The organism is Sphingomonas sp. MJ1 (PH-R8) (assembly GCF_048058635.1).
Lineage (GTDB): Bacteria > Pseudomonadota > Alphaproteobacteria > Sphingomonadales > Sphingomonadaceae > Sphingomonas.
On the sequence record NZ_JBBEFX010000001.1, the window covers coordinates 225,984 to 241,975 of the forward strand.

The 15,992-nt window shown below is 66.3% G+C and carries 15 protein-coding genes and 1 tRNA gene; 8 read left to right on the top strand and 8 right to left on the bottom strand.

What is annotated here, in order from left to right:
• Window positions 1-5: 5 nt before the first annotated feature.
• From VPH46_RS01055 to VPH46_RS01065, 3 genes are all read left to right on the top strand, one after another.
• Window positions 6-3,194, top strand: coding sequence for an efflux RND transporter permease subunit (locus VPH46_RS01055; protein WP_416608124.1), 3,189 nt, complete (start codon window positions 6-8; stop codon window positions 3,192-3,194).
• A 10-nt stretch (window positions 3,195-3,204) separates the two neighbouring features.
• The gene (locus VPH46_RS01060) at window positions 3,205-4,608 is read left to right on the top strand and encodes an efflux transporter outer membrane subunit (RefSeq protein WP_416608126.1); all 1,404 of its coding nucleotides are present in this window, start codon (window positions 3,205-3,207) and stop codon (window positions 4,606-4,608) included.
• Between the two features lie 134 nt (window positions 4,609-4,742).
• Window positions 4,743-6,650, top strand: coding sequence for a PAS domain S-box protein (locus tag VPH46_RS01065; protein WP_416608128.1), 1,908 nt, complete (start codon window positions 4,743-4,745; stop codon window positions 6,648-6,650).
• Window positions 6,651-6,926: 276 nt separating this feature from the next.
• Here the strand turns inward: VPH46_RS01065 and VPH46_RS01070 are convergent.
• The 5 genes from VPH46_RS01070 to VPH46_RS01090 form a co-directional block, all read right to left on the bottom strand.
• Window positions 6,927-7,001: transfer RNA gene (locus VPH46_RS01070), tRNA-Glu, on the bottom strand.
• 403 nt (window positions 7,002-7,404) lie between these two features.
• A complete protein-coding gene (rplI, locus tag VPH46_RS01075; protein ID WP_416608130.1) occupies window positions 7,405-7,998 on the bottom strand; it encodes a 50S ribosomal protein L9 in 594 nt (197 codons plus the stop codon).
• A gap of 12 nt (window positions 7,999-8,010) precedes the next feature.
• On the bottom strand, window positions 8,011-8,235 hold the full coding sequence (gene rpsR / locus VPH46_RS01080; RefSeq protein ID WP_125959570.1) for a 30S ribosomal protein S18: 225 nt from the start codon (window positions 8,233-8,235) through the stop codon (window positions 8,011-8,013).
• 12 nt (window positions 8,236-8,247) lie between these two features.
• Window positions 8,248-8,664 carry a 30S ribosomal protein S6 gene (gene rpsF / locus VPH46_RS01085; RefSeq protein WP_125959571.1) on the bottom strand — a complete coding sequence of 139 codons (417 nt, stop codon included), beginning with the start codon at window positions 8,662-8,664 and terminating at the stop codon, window positions 8,248-8,250.
• Between the two features lie 171 nt (window positions 8,665-8,835).
• Window positions 8,836-9,219: an RcnB family protein gene (locus VPH46_RS01090; protein ID WP_416608133.1), complete on the bottom strand. Its 384-nt coding sequence runs from the start codon at window positions 9,217-9,219 to the stop codon at window positions 8,836-8,838.
• Window positions 9,220-9,390: 171 nt separating this feature from the next.
• Between VPH46_RS01090 and fabD the strand changes: the two genes are divergently transcribed.
• The 5 genes from fabD to mltG all read left to right on the top strand — a co-directional run bounded on the left by fabD (window position 9,391) and on the right by mltG (window position 13,838).
• On the top strand, window positions 9,391-10,350 hold the full coding sequence (gene fabD / locus VPH46_RS01095) for an ACP S-malonyltransferase (protein ID WP_416608135.1): 960 nt from the start codon (window positions 9,391-9,393) through the stop codon (window positions 10,348-10,350).
• A gap of 14 nt (window positions 10,351-10,364) precedes the next feature.
• Window positions 10,365-11,102, top strand: a complete 738-nt coding sequence (gene fabG / locus VPH46_RS01100; protein ID WP_416608137.1) for a 3-oxoacyl-[acyl-carrier-protein] reductase — start codon at window positions 10,365-10,367, stop codon at window positions 11,100-11,102.
• A 103-nt stretch (window positions 11,103-11,205) separates the two neighbouring features.
• A complete protein-coding gene (locus VPH46_RS01105) occupies window positions 11,206-11,442 on the top strand; it encodes an acyl carrier protein (RefSeq protein WP_125959575.1) in 237 nt (78 codons plus the stop codon).
• 130 nt (window positions 11,443-11,572) lie between these two features.
• Complete coding sequence (gene fabF, locus VPH46_RS01110) at window positions 11,573-12,832, top strand: beta-ketoacyl-ACP synthase II (RefSeq protein WP_416608140.1); 1,260 nt, start codon at window positions 11,573-11,575, stop codon at window positions 12,830-12,832.
• A 37-nt stretch (window positions 12,833-12,869) separates the two neighbouring features.
• Entirely contained in the window at window positions 12,870-13,838 is a 969-nt protein-coding gene (mltG, locus tag VPH46_RS01115) for an endolytic transglycosylase MltG (protein WP_416608142.1), read from the top strand.
• A 5-nt stretch (window positions 13,839-13,843) separates the two neighbouring features.
• Here the strand turns inward: mltG and VPH46_RS01120 are convergent, their stop codons facing one another.
• From VPH46_RS01120 to VPH46_RS01130, 3 genes are read right to left on the bottom strand one after another with little or no spacing between them, the layout of a single operon-like run.
• Window positions 13,844-14,392: a nucleoside 2-deoxyribosyltransferase domain-containing protein gene (locus VPH46_RS01120; protein ID WP_416608144.1), complete on the bottom strand. Its 549-nt coding sequence runs from the start codon at window positions 14,390-14,392 to the stop codon at window positions 13,844-13,846.
• 8 nt (window positions 14,393-14,400) lie between these two features.
• Window positions 14,401-15,012 carry a bifunctional 4-hydroxy-2-oxoglutarate aldolase/2-dehydro-3-deoxy-phosphogluconate aldolase gene (gene eda / locus VPH46_RS01125; protein WP_416608146.1) on the bottom strand — a complete coding sequence of 204 codons (612 nt, stop codon included), beginning with the start codon at window positions 15,010-15,012 and terminating at the stop codon, window positions 14,401-14,403.
• The gene (locus VPH46_RS01130) at window positions 15,009-15,977 is read right to left on the bottom strand and encodes a glucokinase (RefSeq protein ID WP_416608148.1); all 969 of its coding nucleotides are present in this window, start codon (window positions 15,975-15,977) and stop codon (window positions 15,009-15,011) included. Before VPH46_RS01130 ends, eda begins: the two co-directional genes overlap by 4 nt.
• Window positions 15,978-15,992: the final 15 nt, after the last annotated feature.

Here is a 15,992-nt window from a genome sequence, read left to right on the forward strand (position 1 = left end):
GCCCGATGCGCCTCTCGCGGTTCTTCATCACGCGCCCGATCTTCGCGGCCGTCATCGCGATCGTGATCACGATCATCGGTGCGATCGCCTATCTGGCGCTTCCGATTTCCCAATATCCAGACATCGTCCCGCCCACCGTCACGGTCACGGCGAGCTATCCTGGCGCCTCGGCCGAAACCGTCGCCGAGACCGTCGCCGCGCCCATCGAGCAGGAGATCAACGGCGTCGACGACATGCTGTACCAGTCGTCGCAGTCGACCGGCGACGGCAACGTGACGATCACCGTCACCTTCAAGTCGGGCACCAATCTCGATGCCGCGCAGGTGCTGGTGCAGAACCGCGTCGCAGTCGCCGTACCGCGTCTCCCGGAGGAGGTGCAGCGCCTAGGTGTGGTGACGCGGAAGACCACGCCGGACTTCCTGATGGTGGTCAACCTGATCTCGCCCGACAAGTCGGTCGATCGCAGCTATATCTCGAACTACGCGCTTACGCAGGTCAAGGACCGGCTCGCGCGTATAGAGGGCGTGGGCGATGTGCGGATGTTCGGCGCACGCGACTTCGCGATGCGTGTCTGGATCGATCCGGGCCGTGCCGCGGCGCTGAACCTGACGGCGGGCGACATCGTCCAGGCGTTGCGCGCGCAGAACATCCAGGTCGCCGCCGGCACGCTCGGTCAGCCCGGCTCCACGCCGACAGGCAACGCGTTCCAGCTGAACATCGAGACGCAGGGCCGCTTGAAGGACCCCGCGGAGTTCGGTCGGGTGGTCATCCGCACCGATACCGACGGGCGGCAGGTGCGCGTGAGCGACGTGGCGCGGGTCGAGCTCGGCGCTGCCGACTATTCTTCCAACACCTATCTGTCGAACCAGCCGACCGTCATCCTGGGTGTGTTCCAGCGTCCGGGCTCCAACGCTCTCGCCGCCGCAACGGCGGTCGAGGACGAGCTCGAGGCGATGTCAAAGGACTTCCCGAAGGGGCTGGAATATCGCGTCATCTACAATCCGACGGAGTTCATCTCCCAGTCGATCGACGCGGTCTACCACACGCTGGGCGAAGCGGTGCTGCTGGTCGTCCTGGTCGTGATTGTCTTCCTGCAGAAGTGGCGGGCGGCGATCATCCCGGTGGTTGCCATCCCCGTGTCGCTGATCGGCACGATGGCGGTGCTGCTGCCGCTCGGCTACTCGCTCAACAACCTTTCGCTGTTCGGCCTGGTGCTGGCGATCGGCATCGTCGTGGACGACGCGATCGTCGTGGTGGAAAATGTCGAGCGCAACCTGTCGCGCGGCATGTCCCCGCTGGAGGCTGCGCGCACGTCCATGGACGAAGTGTCGGGCGCGTTGGTCGCCATCGTGCTGGTGCTGCTGGCGGTGTTCCTGCCGACGCTGTTCCTCAACGGGCTTTCGGGCGCCTTCTACAAGCAGTTCGCGGTCACGATCTCCGTCGCGACGGCAATCTCGCTGCTGGTGTCGCTCACCCTCTCGCCCGCCCTCGCGGCGGTGCTGCTGACCGGGCATGAGGGAGAGCCCAAGGGCCGCATCGGTCGGATGGCCAGCCGTGCGGCGGACGCCTTTAATCGGGGCTTCGATCGCTTGAGCCACGGCTACAGCCGCCTGACCCGCGTGCTGGTCACGCGTCCGAAGCGCATGATGGTGACCTATGCGGGACTGATCGCGGCAACGGTCGCCATGTTCTGGGTGACGCCGGTCGGCTTCATCCCGGCGCAGGACCAGGGCTACTTCCTGACGGTCATCCAGCTGCCGCCGGGCTCGTCGCTCGAGCGCACGGATGAGGTGATGCGCAAGGTCGTGGCCCGCATCCTGCCGATCAAGGGCGTGAAGGGCTCGGTGATGCTCGCCGGCTTCGACGGACCGTCGCAGACGCTCGCGCCCAACAGCGCGGCCGCCTATGTCCCGCTGCAGTCCTTCGAAGAGCGCAAGAAGCTCGGCGTCACCTACGCCGGCATCATGGACGAGGCGCGCAAGCGTACGGCCGACATCAATGAGGCGATGCTGCTCGTCGTGCCGCCGCCGCTCATCCAGGGTATCGGATCGGCCGGTGGCTATCGCATGATGATCGAGGATCGTGGCGAGCACGGCTATGCCGAACTGGGCAAGACGGCGTTCGATCTGATCGGTAAGGCGAACCAGACGGAGGGCCTGCAGCAGGTCTACACCTTCTTCAACACGGCCACCCCGCGCGTTTTCGCCGATATTGATCGGCGCAAGGCGGACCTGCTGGGCGTGCCGCCGGAGCGGGTGTTCGAGGCGCTGCACGTCTATCTGGGTTCGGCCTTCGTGAACGACTTCAATATGCTTGGGCGGACGTATCGCGTCACCGCTCAGGCCGATGCACCGTTCCGCACCACCGAAGCTGACATCGCCAACCTGAAGACGCGCTCGAACTCCGGGGCGATGGTGCCGATCGGCTCCGTCTCCACCTTCGAGAACAAGACCGGCCCGTATCGGGTCACGCGCTACAACCTCTTCCCCGCGGTAGAGGTCGATGGCGACACCGCGCCGGGGTACAGCTCGGGCCGCTCGTTGCTCACGATGGAGAAGCTCGCGAGCGACCTGCCACCTGGCTACGAAGCCGAGTGGACGGGCATCGCGTTCCAGCAGAAGATGGCCGGCAGTACCGCGGGCCTGGTGTTTGCGCTGGCCGTGCTGTTCGTCTTCCTGGTGCTCGCGGCGCAGTATGAGAGCCTGACGATGCCGCTCGCGATCATCCTGATCGTGCCCATGTGCCTTCTGGCCGCCATGGCCGGGGTCAATCTGCGAGGAATGGACAACAACGTCCTGACCCAGATCGGGCTGGTGGTGCTGATCGCGCTCGCTGCCAAGAACGCCATCCTGGTGGTGGAGTTCGCAAAGCAGGCAGAGGAGCAGGACGGGCTCTCGACCGTGGAGGCAGCGGTTCGCGCCGCACATGACCGCCTGCGGCCGATCCTGATGACCTCGTTCGCCTTCATCCTGGGAGCCGTGCCGTTGCTGATCGCGAGCGGTGCCGGCGCGGAGCTCCGCCAGGCGCTGGGGACGGCGGTGTTCTTCGGGATGATGGGCGTGACTGCCTTCGGCCTGCTGTTCACCCCGACCTTCTACGTCGTGTGCCGCGCGCTGGGCGATCGCATCGCCCGCCTTCGCTCCCGCAAGGCTGCGGAGCGCGGCGCCGCACCTCACTTCCAGCCCGCTGAATAAGGAGGGCCCAATGCGTTCGATCCTGATCACCACCTCGGCGCTGGCGCTTGCCGCCTGCGCCGCAGGCCCCGACTATGCGGCCCCCAAGCATCCGCAAAGCGTCGGTGGCAGCTTTGTCGCCGCAACCGCCGTCGTGACGCCAGAGCCGGTGAAAGGCGATTGGTGGCGGCTCTACGACGATCCCGTACTGAACCAACTCGTCGCCGACGCTCTGGCGGCCAACACGGATGTTCGGGCCGCCGCCGCCCGCGTCGAGCGGGCGCGCGCGCTTCTGCGCGGCGCTCGCGCAAACCAGCTCCCGCAGGCCACGCTGGGCGCGGGCGCGAACTACGGGCGGACGCCTGAAATGCAGCGCGTGCCCGGGATGTCGCGCGAGAACTGGCAAATCGATGTCGGGCTGAACGTCAGCTATGAGGCCGACTTGTTCGGACGCCTCTCGCGCAATGTGGAGGCATCGAGAGGCGATGTCGGCGCCGCAGTTGCCGATGCGGAAGCGGTCCGCGTGGCGGTGGTTGCCGAGACCACCCGTGCCTATGCCGATGCCGCGTCTGCCGCGGAACGGATGAAGGTCGCCGAGCATATCGTGCGACTGCTCGACCAGTCGCTCGACCTGACGGAACGGCGTCGCAGCGTCGGCGAAGGAACGCGGCTCGACACGGCACGCATCGGCGCCCTACGGAATGAGCGCCAGGCGCAGGTGCCCACGCTTAGCGCCGAGCGCGACGCAGCGCTGTTCCGGCTGGCCCTGCTGACTGGCCGCACCCCCGCCGATCTTCCGCCGGTGGCTGCGGCGCGGACGTCCACGCTGCGGCTGAACCAGCCGATCCCGGTGGGCGACGGAGTTGCACTGCTCGCCAGGCGTCCGGACGTCCGCGCAGCCGAGCGAAGGCTCGCCGCCGCGACCGCGCGGATCGGCGTGGCGACCGCGGACCTGTATCCGCGGATCACCCTCGGAACGTCCGGAGGTTCGACCGGGACCGATATCGGCGACGTCTTCGGTGCGGGGCCGTTGCGGTGGCTGGTGGGAGGCTTGCTGAATTGGGCGGTGAACCCGGGACCCGCGCGGGCCCGTGTGGCGGCCGCCGAGGCGGAAAGCCGCGAGGCCCTGGCAGACTTCGACGGTTCCGTCCTCCGTGCGCTGCAAGAGACGGAGACGGCGCTCTCAGCCTACGTCAATGCGCTGGACCGGCGGACGGCACTCCAGGCCGCGCGCAATGAAGCGGAAGCCGCCGTAAACATCGCGCGGGCGCGGCAGCGCGAGGGCGACATCGACTCTCTCGCACTCCTCGATGCGGAACGCACCTTTGCCGATGCGGAGGCCGCGCTGGCGAACGCCGACGCCTTCATCGCCGACGCCCAGGTCGATCTCTTCCGCGCCTTGGGCGGGGGCTGGCAAAATGAAGAAGCCGCATGACTGCGTACTTTGATACCATTCCCAAAATCCTACCGGACCAAGGATGCATGCGGCTGCGTAACGAGCTTGATTTCGTGACCGATTTGGCTGCAAGCACTGGGGTTCGGGGGCGGTGGTGATGCTTAGGATTTGGAATGGCCGCATCGGCGTTTGAGGATCATGTCGCGAACCGCCGGTTCGAGCTGCTGGTACAGTCCGTCACCGACTACGCGATCTACATGCTCGATCCGGACGGCCACATCGTCACCTGGAACGCCGGTGCCGAACGCTTCAAGGGCTATTCCCCAGACGAGATCGTCGGCCAGCATTTCTCGCGCTTCTTCACCTCGGAGGATCGCAAGGCGGATCTGCCGGGGCGGGCGCTTCGGATCGCCGCCCGCGAAGGCCGGTTCGAAGCCGAAGGGTGGCGCGTCCGCAAGGACGGCGGGCAATTCTGGGCGCATGCCGTGCTCGACCCGATCCGGGCCGAGGACGGGACGTTGCTCGGCTATGCTAAGATCACGCGCGACATCACTGAAAAGCGCCGGCTCGAGCGCGCGACGTACGACAGTGAACTCCAGTTCCGCCTGCTCGTGCAGGGCGTGCGCGACTATGCGATCTACATGCTGGATCGCAGCGGCCGGATCACGAGCTGGAATTCGGGCGCCCGGGCGATCAAGGGGTATGAGGAAGCGGAAGTGCTGGGCCAGCATTTCTCACGCTTCTACACCGAAGAGGACCGCGCCCGCGGTGCGCCGGCAGCAGCCTTGGCCACCGCTCTGGGCGAAGGCAAGTTCGAGGCCGAGGCGCAGCGGGTTCGAAAGGACGGTTCGCTGTTCTGGGCGCATGTGGTGATCGATCCGATCTACAACGGCGCCGGCCAGCACGTCGGCTTCGCGAAGATCACGCGCGACATCAGCGAGAAGGTTCGTGCAAGCGACGAACTGCGACAGACCCAGGCTGCCCTGCTCCAATCGCAGAAGCTTCAGGCGCTGGGTGAGCTGGCAGGGGGCATCGCGCACGACTTCAACAATCTGATGACGGTGATGCGCGGCGCCGCCGACTTCCTCTTGCGACAGCCGGATCTGCCGGTCGAAAAGCGCAGCCGCTATTTGCATGTGATGCTGGAAACCGCGGAGCGGGCGACGAGCCTCACCTCGCAGCTTCTTGCCTTTGCCCGGCGCCAGCCGCTGGAGCCGGAGGTGATCGACCTGAGCGTCCGCCTGGATGCGCTGGGCGAGATGCTCCAGCGCACGCTCGGGAGCCAATACGACCTGCAGCTGGACCTGTTCCCGGCGCTTTGGCGGGTCGAGATCGATCCGACGGGTCTTGAAACGGCGCTTCTCAACGCGGTGCTGAACGCGCGCGACGCGATGCCGAACGGCGGGCGCATCACCATCTCGACGCGCAACTGGTCGACGCCCAGCGGCGACATGGTCCGGCTGTCGATCAGCGACACGGGCGAGGGTATTCCCCCCGAGCGGTTGGAGCGCGTCTTCGAGCCGTTCTTCACCACCAAGCCTACGGGCAAGGGGACTGGCCTCGGCCTCTCGCAGATCCACGGGTTCGCCACGCAGTCCGGCGGCGCGGTCGACATCGAGTCGCAGGTGGGCGTGGGAACCGCAGTGCACATGCTTCTGCCGCGTACGGAAAAGGCCGCTCGCGAAGACGTCAGTGACGCCGGAGATATCTCGATCCCACATGGGCTTCGGGTTCTGCTGGTCGAGGACAGCGAGCACGTCCGCTATTTCGCCCGCCAGCTGCTCGAGGATCTCGGCTGCGTGGTCACCCAGGCGTCCGATGGCGAAGAAGCGCTGGCGCTGCTCCAGTCGGATACGTTCGACATCATCTTCTCGGACATCGTGATGCCCAGGCTCAGCGGGCTCGACCTGGCGCAACGCGCGAGGGAACTCGGCTATTCCCTGCCGGTGCTGCTCGCGAGCGGCTACAGCAGCAAGCAGTTCATCCCTGCCGACGAGCGCGAGTTTCCGATCCTCCGCAAGCCCTACAAGCTAGAGACCCTGGCAGCAGGAGTGAAGCAGCTGCTGGAGAAAGGGGCCTGACGGGGACGCGTGTGCGCAGCGAAATCAGGAATCAGGTGAGCGCCTGAGCAAGGGCCGGGGAGGCGTGTTCATCGTGCCGCGGCCTTCGCCAGGCCACTGTCGTCTGCCAGCTTTGACATAGGTGCGGTAGGTGCCGGGTATAGCCCGTCCGCGCTTGCCCATGCGATGATCCCGCAGGCACCTGCCATGCCGCGGCTGCCGCGTATTCCGTCAGGAGAGCTGGATGCTGGTGCCTCTAGTGAGACTTGTCACCCGCAGTGGCGTTTGCGCCGAAGATGGTGACCCCTACGAGAATCGAACTCGTGTTTTCGCCGTGAGAGGGCGACGTCCTAACCGCTAGACGAAGGGGCCAATCGCTTGGTGAGGTGGCCGTTTACGGTCGGAGGATGAGCACGTCAAGCAGCCAATTCGCTTTGCTATCTCTTTTTCTTAACTGTCGGAAATCGCGCGGAAAAACGAGTCTTCTGGCTCTGCCTTTCCGAGCTTGCGCGGATGGGGAGCCCTGACTTGCCGTTCATCCTTTGGCAACCTTTCCCTCTTTCGCGCATTGAAGCAGCAACAACCTTGTAGGTGATGTGATGTTCAAGTTCGTTCCCGTTGTCTTCGCTTCGGTGCCGCTGGTGGCGGTGGTCAGTGCCTATGTGATGGTGCACTGATCGAGCCCTAGGGCGCTCGCTTGCGCGGAGAAGGCAAAAAGAAAGGGCCGCCGGGGTGATCCCGGCGGCCCTTCCTGTTTTGCGTTGCCGCGAGTGGCTTAGGCTTCTTCGGCCTCGACCGGCGCTTCGTCGCGCGCGATCTCGCCCGGCTCGGCGTTGGGGTCATAGTCCTCGGTGAAGCCGGCGGTGTCCTGCTCGAACATCGCAGCCATCACGTCGACGCCCTGCGCCTGCATGTCGGCCTCTTCCGGCGAACGTGCGACGTTGACCTTGACGGTCACCGCGACTTCCGGGTGCAGCGCGACGCGGACTTCGTGCAGACCGATCGCCTTGATCGGGCGATCGAGCACGACCTGTGCCTTGTTGACCTTGTGGCCGTCGGCGACCAGCGCCTCGACCAGGTCGCGCACCGCGACCGAGCCGTACAGCTGGCCGGTGTTCGACGCCTGGCGGATCAGGGTCACCGAAACGCCCTCGAGCGTCTTGGCTTCGGCCTGTGCGTCGGTGCGACGCGAGGCGTTCTCGGCCTCGATGCGCTCACGGTTGGCTTCGAAGACCTTGCGGTTGGCTTCGTTGGCGCGCAGCGCCTTCTTGCGCGGCAGGAGGAAGTTACGGGCGAAGCCGTCCTTCACCTTCACCACGTCGCCGATGTGGCCGAGCTTCTCGACCCGCTCCAGCAGAATGACGTCCATGTCGGGCGCTCCTTACTTCACGATGTAGGGCAGCAGGCCCAGATGGCGTGCGCGCTTGATGGCCTGGGCCAGCTCGCGCTGCTTCTTTGCGCTCACCGAGGTGATGCGCGACGGGACGATCTTGCCACGCTCGGACACGAAGCCCTGGAGCAGACGGACGTCCTTATAGTCGATCCGGGGAGCGTCCTTGCCCGAGAAGGGGCAGCTCTTGCGGCGGCGGAAAAACGGTCGTGCCATGATGATGCTCCTTTACGCTTCTTCGCGGCGCGGGCCGCGGTCTTCGCGGGGACCACGATCGTCGCGGTCGCGGCCGCGACCACCACGGTCGCCACGCTCCGAACGCTCGCTCTTGCGCATCATCACGGTCGGGCCGTCTTCCAGCTTGTCGACCTTGACGGTCATGAAGCGGATCACGTCCTCGTTGATCTGGGTCTGGCGCTCCAGCTCGGCGACCACGCCGGCCGGCGCGTCGATCTCGAGCATGACGTAGTGCGCCTTGCGGTTCTTGGCGATCCGGTAGGCCAGCGAACGCAGCCCCCAGGTCTCGGTCTTCACGACCTTGCCGTTGTTGTCTTCGATGATCTTCGTGGCGGTTTCCGCCAGCTGGTCCACCTGCGCCTGTGCCAGATCCTGGCGCGCAAGGAACACATGCTCGTACAGAGCCATGCTGCTTACCTATGTTGGCCGATCGCTGACGCCGCCCCGTGCGGCGCCCCTCCGGCTGTCGTCCCAAAATCAAACGAGGGCGGAAGGACGTGCCTTCCACCCCCGAGGACCCGTGCCTGTACCGCAAAAGCGGCGAAAGGCAAGGTGTTTAGTTGGCGAACCCGCCTGCGATCAGTTGGCAAGTACGCCGCCGATCACGGCTCCGATCAACCCGCTCGTCAATGCGACCAGCACCGCATCGTTGCCCGACTGCACCCACTGGTAGCCGCGGGGCGGAGCATAGAGCCGGCTGCTGCCGCGGTAGTCGATCTGGCGATAGTTGCGGGCGTAGCGGCTGTCGAACCGTTCGCCGCGCTGCCAGTTGCGGACGTTCTGATACTGCCGGCGGTTGGGCTGCTGCTGATAGTGGCGCTGAGGCGTGCGGGTCACCTGCTTCTTGACGACGGTGGTCCGCTCCACGGTGCGGTGCGGTCCATGGTCCGAACGCTGCGGCGCGGCCATGGCGGGCGTCGCGAGCAGCGAAGCAGCGACGGCGGCGAGAACGAACTTCTTCATGGGAACCTACTCCTTCATCACCCTCAGTGGCGATGAAGGCAATCTGGGGGTTGGCTGTCGCAAGCGTTTGTCGTTGGTGCCGCAAAATGGTCGCAACCTGTCGCGGCTCATGGGCTTGCGTTCATCTTGGTGGTCGGCCTAACCGGCGCCTCACGTTTCAAGGAGAGGCACGTGCGCGCTTTCATCTTTCCTGGCCAGGGGAGCCAGTCTGTTGGCATGGGGGCGGCGCTCGCCGCCGCCTCGCCCCATGCCCGCGAGGTGTTCGGTGAGGTCGACGATGCGCTCGGCCAGAACCTCTTCCGGCTGATGAGCGAAGGCCCGGCCGACGAGCTGACGCTGACCGAGAACGCGCAGCCGGCGATCATGGCAAACGCGATCGCGGTGTTGCGCGTGCTGGAGAAGGAAGGCGGCGTCCGCCTAGCTGAGAAGGCGGACTTCGTCGCCGGCCATTCGCTGGGTGAATATACCGCCCTTTGCGCAGCCGGCGCGTTCGACCTTGCAACCGCCGCCCGCCTTCTCAAGCTGCGTGGACAGGCGATGCAGGCAGCGGTGCCGGTGGGCGAGGGCGCCATGGCTGCGCTGCTGGGCGTCGATCTGGAGAAGGCGCAGACGATCGCCGGCGCTGCTGCCGATTCGATCCTGGCCGAGGGTGGGCCGCAGCTCGTCGCCACGGTCGCGAACGACAATGATCCGAGCCAGGTGGTGATCTCCGGCCACCGCCAGGCAATCGAGCGCGCGGTGGCGCTCGCTAAGGAAATGGGCGCCAAGCGTGCGTTGCTGCTGCCGGTCTCGGCGCCGTTCCACTGCCCGCTGATGCAGCCGGCAGCAGAGGCGATGGAGAATGCGCTGCTCGACGCCGACCTGCGGGCACCGCTGGTGCCGGTCTATGCCAATGTCGATGCGGTGGCGATCGCCGATCCGGGTGCGATCCGCGTGGCGCTGGTACAGCAGGTTACCGGCATGGTGCGCTGGCGCGAATCCGTGCTGGCGATGCAGGATGCCGGCGTGAGCGACTTCGTGGAGCTTGGCGGCAAGGTGCTGGGGCCGATGGTCAAGCGGATCGCTCCCGACGCGACCACGACCAGCGTCGTGACGATGGACGATATCGAGGCGCTCGTAGCGCGCCTTTGAACAGGGATCAGGATATGTTCGATCTTACAGGCATGACCGCGCTGGTGACTGGCGCGTCCGGCGGCATCGGTTCCGCGATCGCCAAGGCTCTGGCGGGGCAGGGCGCACGCCTCGCGCTCTCGGGCTCCAACCTCGACAAGCTCGAGGCCTTCAAGGCGGAGCTGGGTGGCGATCACGTGGCGCTGCCGTGCAATCTTTCGGACGGTGCCGCAGTGGACCAGCTCGTGCCGCAGGCGGTGCAGGCGCTGGGCAAGCTCGACATTCTCGTCAACAATGCCGGCGTCACCCGCGACAATCTTGCCATGCGAATGAAGGACGGCGAATGGGATCAGGTGATCCGCGTCAACCTGGAGGCGGCGTTCCGACTCGCGCGCGCTGCCGCCAAGCCGATGATGAAGGCCCGTTTCGGACGCATCGTCTCGATCACCTCGGTGGTGGGGCAGACCGGCAACCCGGGCCAGGCAAATTACGCCGCGTCGAAGGCCGGCCTGGTCGGCATGTCGAAGGCGCTGGCGCAGGAACTGGCGAGCCGCGGGATTACCGTGAACTGCGTGGCTCCGGGCTTCATCCGTTCGGCCATGACCGACGTGCTGCCTGACGCCCAGAAGCAGGGGCTGCTGGGCAAGATTCCGGCGGGTGACCTCGGCACCGGCGAGGACATCGGTGCAGCCGTCGTCTATCTCGCCAGCCGGGAGGCGGGCTACGTCACCGGCCAGACCCTGCACGTCAACGGCGGGATGGCGATGATCTGACGTCCGGCACGCTCCGGCGCGCCGGGGCTCTTGCCAGCGAACGGACGCCGTTCTAGGTGCGTTCAGGAATACGCGTTACTGCATTTTGAAAGAGGAACAGGGAATGAGCGAGACCGCCGATCGCGTGAAGAAGATCGTCGTCGAGCATCTGGGCGTCGAAGCCGAGAAGGTGACCGAGGACGCCAGCTTCATCGACGACCTGGGCGCGGACAGCCTCGACATCGTCGAGCTGGTCATGGCGTTCGAGGAAGAGTTCGGGGTCGAGATTCCGGACGACGCCGCCGAGAAGATCACGACCGTCAAGGACGCGATCGCCTACATCGACGAGCACAAGGGCTGAGCCTTGCCGGCCCGGTCGCACTAAGCGACGGGGCCGCGGCTGACGCCGATCAGGAACGGCCCTCCGTCCCGCCGCGACAAGCGAGGGGCGGGGGGCCGTTCGCATTTGAGAGCACAGACGGAGAGTTGCCATGCGCCGCGTAGTCGTGACCGGGCTCGGGCTCGTCACCCCGCTGGGTGCCGATGTCGAGACGGCCTGGAAGAACATCATCGCCAGCAAGTCTGGCGCCGCCACCATCACCCGCTTCGACGCGACCGACTTCCACAGCAACTATGCGTGTGAGGTGAAGCCGGCGGACCATGAATACGGCTTCGACCCGAACAAGCGCGTCGACCACAAGGTCCAGCGCCAGGTCGATCCGTTCATCGTCTATGGCATCGATGCCGCGGGCCAGGCGATCGAGGACGCCGGCCTTACCGACATGAGCGAGGAAGAGCGCTACCGCGCCGGCTGCTCGATCGGCTCCGGCATCGGCGGTCTTCCCGGCATCGAGAGCGAATCGCTGGTGCTCGCCGCCAAGGGGCCGAAGCGCGTCTCGCCGCACTTCGTGCACGGTCGCCTCATCAACCTGATCTCTGGCCAGGTCTCGATCAAGTACGGCCTGATGGGGCCGAACCATGCGGTGGTCACCGCCTGCTCGACTGGTGCGCATTCGATCGGTGACGCCGCCCGGATGATCGCAATGGACGACGCGGACGTGATGCTCGCGGGTGGTGCCGAAGGTGCGATCTGCCCGATCGGCATTGCGGGCTTCGGCCAGGCGCGTGCGCTGTCCACCGGCTTCCGGGACGATCCGACCAAGGGCAGCCGCCCTTATGACCGTGACCGCGACGGCTTTGTCATGGGCGAAGGCGCGGGCGTGGTCGTGCTCGAGGAGTATGAGCACGCCAAGAAGCGCGGCGCGAAGATCTATGCCGAGGTCATTGGCTATGGCCTGTCCGGCGACGCCTATCACGTGACGGCACCGCATCCGGAAGGTTCGGGCGCGTTCCGCTCGATGGAGATGGCGCTGCGCAAGTCGGGTCTGTCGCTGTCGGACATCGACTATATCAACGCGCACGGGACCTCGACGCCGCTCGGCGACGAGCTGGAACTCGGGGCAGTCCGCCGCCTGTTCGGCGATGCCATGGGCGGTCTGTCGATGAGCTCGACCAAATCGGCGATCGGCCACCTGCTCGGCGGCGCCGGCGCGGTGGAATCGATCTTCTGCATTCTCGCGATGCGGGACGGCATTGTGCCGCCGACGCTGAACCTCGACAATCCCAGCGACAATTGCGCGGGCGTGGACCTGGTCCCGCACGTGGCCAAGGAGCGTAAGGTCAAGGCGATCCTGAACAACTCGTTCGGCTTCGGCGGCACCAACGCCTCGCTGGTGATGAAGGCGATCTGATGAACGGCGCATCGCCGCACACCAGGATTTGCGGCTGATGCGCCGTCCGGGATGTCTGGGAATGGTGCTCGCGCTGGCGTTGCTGGCTGCCCTCTTCGGGGTGGCCAGCAGCTGGACCGGTGCGGGCCCCGCAGAGAAGAACCTAGCGGTGGTGGTGCCCAGCGGCGCCAGCCTTTCCCGCGCGGCGACCGAACTGGAGAAGGCTGGTGCGATCCGCTCTGCCAACCGGTTCCTGCTGTTCGCCCGCGTGTTCGGCTCGGACGCTCCCATCCGCGCAGGCGAGTATGAGGTTCCAGCCCACGCGAGCCAGTCCGATGTGCTCGAGCTCCTCCAGAGCGGCAAGGTCATCCAGCGTCGGGTCACGGTGCCGGAGGGCATGCCCTCTGTCCTCGTGCATGAGGCGCTGATGCGGGCGCCCTATCTCACTGGGTCGGTTGCGATCCCCGAAGAAGGCAGCGTCCTACCGGACAGCTACAATTATCAGCGCGGTGACACCCGGCAGCAGGTCTTGGACCAGATGCAGAAGGCGATGCGCGACTACCTCGCCGCCGCATGGAAACAGCGCAAGCCGACGGCCGCAGTTCAGACTCCGCGTGAGGTTCTGACTCTCGCCGCGATCGTGGAGAAGGAGACCGGCAAGGCGGCCGAGCGCCGCATGGTCGCAGCCGTCTACAGCAACCGCCTCAAGCAGGGCATGCCGCTGCAGGCGGATCCGACCGTCATCTACCCGGTGACCAAGGGGCGGCCGCTCGGCCGCCGGATCCTGCGATCGGAACTTAGCGCGAAGAACGGCTACAACACCTACGCATCTCCCGGGCTGCCGGTCGGTCCGATCGCCAACCCGGGGAGGGAGTCGATCGACGCGGTGCTCAATCCCGCCGCGACCAGCGCGCTCTATTTCGTCGCGGACGGCACGGGCGGGCATGTGTTCGCGGACACGCTGGAACAGCACAACGCCAACGTGCGCAAATGGTACGCGATCCGCCGCGCCCGCGGGGAAATGTAGATCGTCTAGTTCGGTCGCTTGGCGCTGGTGAGCCGCCGGCGTACTTCTGCGGTGAGCGCTTCCATGCTCTCCACCTGCCGGATGCCGTACCGCTCGGCGGTGATGTCGACGTTGCCCTTGCGCCAGAAGCCGGGCGGGCACAGCACGATCAGCTTGCCCGACCGCGCATGCAGCCCCATCTCCAGCAAGCTGACGGGGCTTTGGGTGCCGGGTGCGAGATAGAGCACGATGACGTCGGCGGACTCCAGCGCGCTAAGTTCCCACTCAACCTGTTCGCGGAAGTGGGGTTCGCTCGCTTCGGGCTTCCAGGCCGGGTTCCAGTCCGTCCGACGCGGATTGAGGATCGTCACATCGAGGTCGCCGAGTGCTTTCACGAACTCGGCTTGCCAGTCCGTCGCCTTGCCCATGTCGATGCTGCCGGCCAGGAACACGCGCGGGTGCGCATGATCCTGCGGGAGCGGCGCGGGGGACGTAATCACCCGGGGCTGGGCCGCAGCCGTCCCCGAGAGGACGACCGCGAGCGCCGGCAGCAGTGCGGAGAGCAGGCGACCCACGCCTGATTTCAGCGTTTCAGCTCGGCAGCCGCACGCGCCTTGGCCTCGACTTCTTCCATCGTGCCGGTCGCAAGCCAGCTGCCGCCGACGCAGAGGACCGGATCGAACGCGAGCCATTCGGGAGCGCTCGCGAGCGTGATGCCGCCCGTCGGGCAGAAGCGCGCCTGGTAGAAGGGGGCGGCCAGCGCCTTCAGCGCCTTCAGCCCGCCCGATGCCTCTGCGGGAAAGAACTTGAAGTGGGTGAGGCCGAGGTCGAGCCCGCGCATGATGTCACCCGCGTTGGCGATGCCCGGGAGGAACGGCACGCCGCTCTCAATGATCGGTGCCGCGAGCTTTTCGGTCAGACCCGGCGACACGATGAACTCGGCGCCGGCGTCCACGGCGTCTGCGAACTGCTGCGGGTTCACCACCGTGCCCGCGCCGACGATCGCGCCCTCGACCTTCGTCATCTCACGGATCGCGTCGAGCGCAGCCGGGGTGCGCAGCGTCACCTCCAGCGTGCGGATGCCGCCGCGGACCAGAGCCTCGGCAAGCGGCCGGGCGGTCGCGGCGTCCTCGATCACCAGCACCGGAATGACCGGACCCGCGTTCATGATGGTCTGGATGGCGGGGAAGGTCATCGTGCGTGCTCCTGGGCAAAGGCGGCCGCGGCGCCGAACAGGCCGGGCTGGGGATGGGTGATGATCTTGACGGGGATCGTGTTCATCAGCTGCTGGAAACGCCCCTTTGCCACGAAGCGCTGGCCAAAGCCGGATTCGATCAACCGGTCCTTGAGGCGCAGCCCGAGACCCCCCGCGATGACGACGCCGGTCGGGCCGTGCGCGAGCGCGAGGTCGCCGGCAACGCCGCCGAGCGACACGCAGAAGCGATCGAGCGCGGCGACGGCCAGCTTGTCGCCGCCCTCGAACGCGAGTTGCCAAAGCCGCTTATCGTCCAGGTGGACGAACGGCTTGCCCTCGATCTGCGCCAGCGTTTCGTAGATGTGGACGAGGCCGGGACCGGCACAGACCCGCTCGGCCGACACGCGGGTATAGGTCGGACGCAGGCGGCGGATGATCGCGTCGTCGATTTCATCGAGCGGCGCATAGTCCTGATGCCCGCCTTCGGTGGCGATGACGTGGTATTCGCCTGCCTCGCGGAACACCTGCGCGACGCCAAGTCCGGTGCCGGGCCCGCAGACGGTGAGGGAGCCGCGCTCCGGGAACGGTACGTCCGGGCCGCAAAGATGCACATAGGCGTCTCCGTCGAGCTGCCCGACAGCATGCCCGATCGCACCGAAGTCGTTGATGAGCGAATAGGCGTCGACGTCCAGCCGCTCCTTGATGAGCGGCGGCCGGATGATCCACGGGTTGTTGGTGAGCTTGATGAGCTCGGGGTTGATCGGCGACGCGAGCGCGATCGCTGCCGCGCGCGGGACCGGTCGGTCCAGCTGCTCGGCAAAGGCCGCCCACGCAAGCGGGAAGGTAGCGTGTTCGGCCACCTTCTGCGTCACCGGCTCGCCGAGGTGGACGACGCGGCCGCCCTCTACCTCGGCAATGGCGAAGCGCGCGTGCGTGCCCCCGATATCAACCGCAACGACTTCCATTCCGCATCCTCTCCC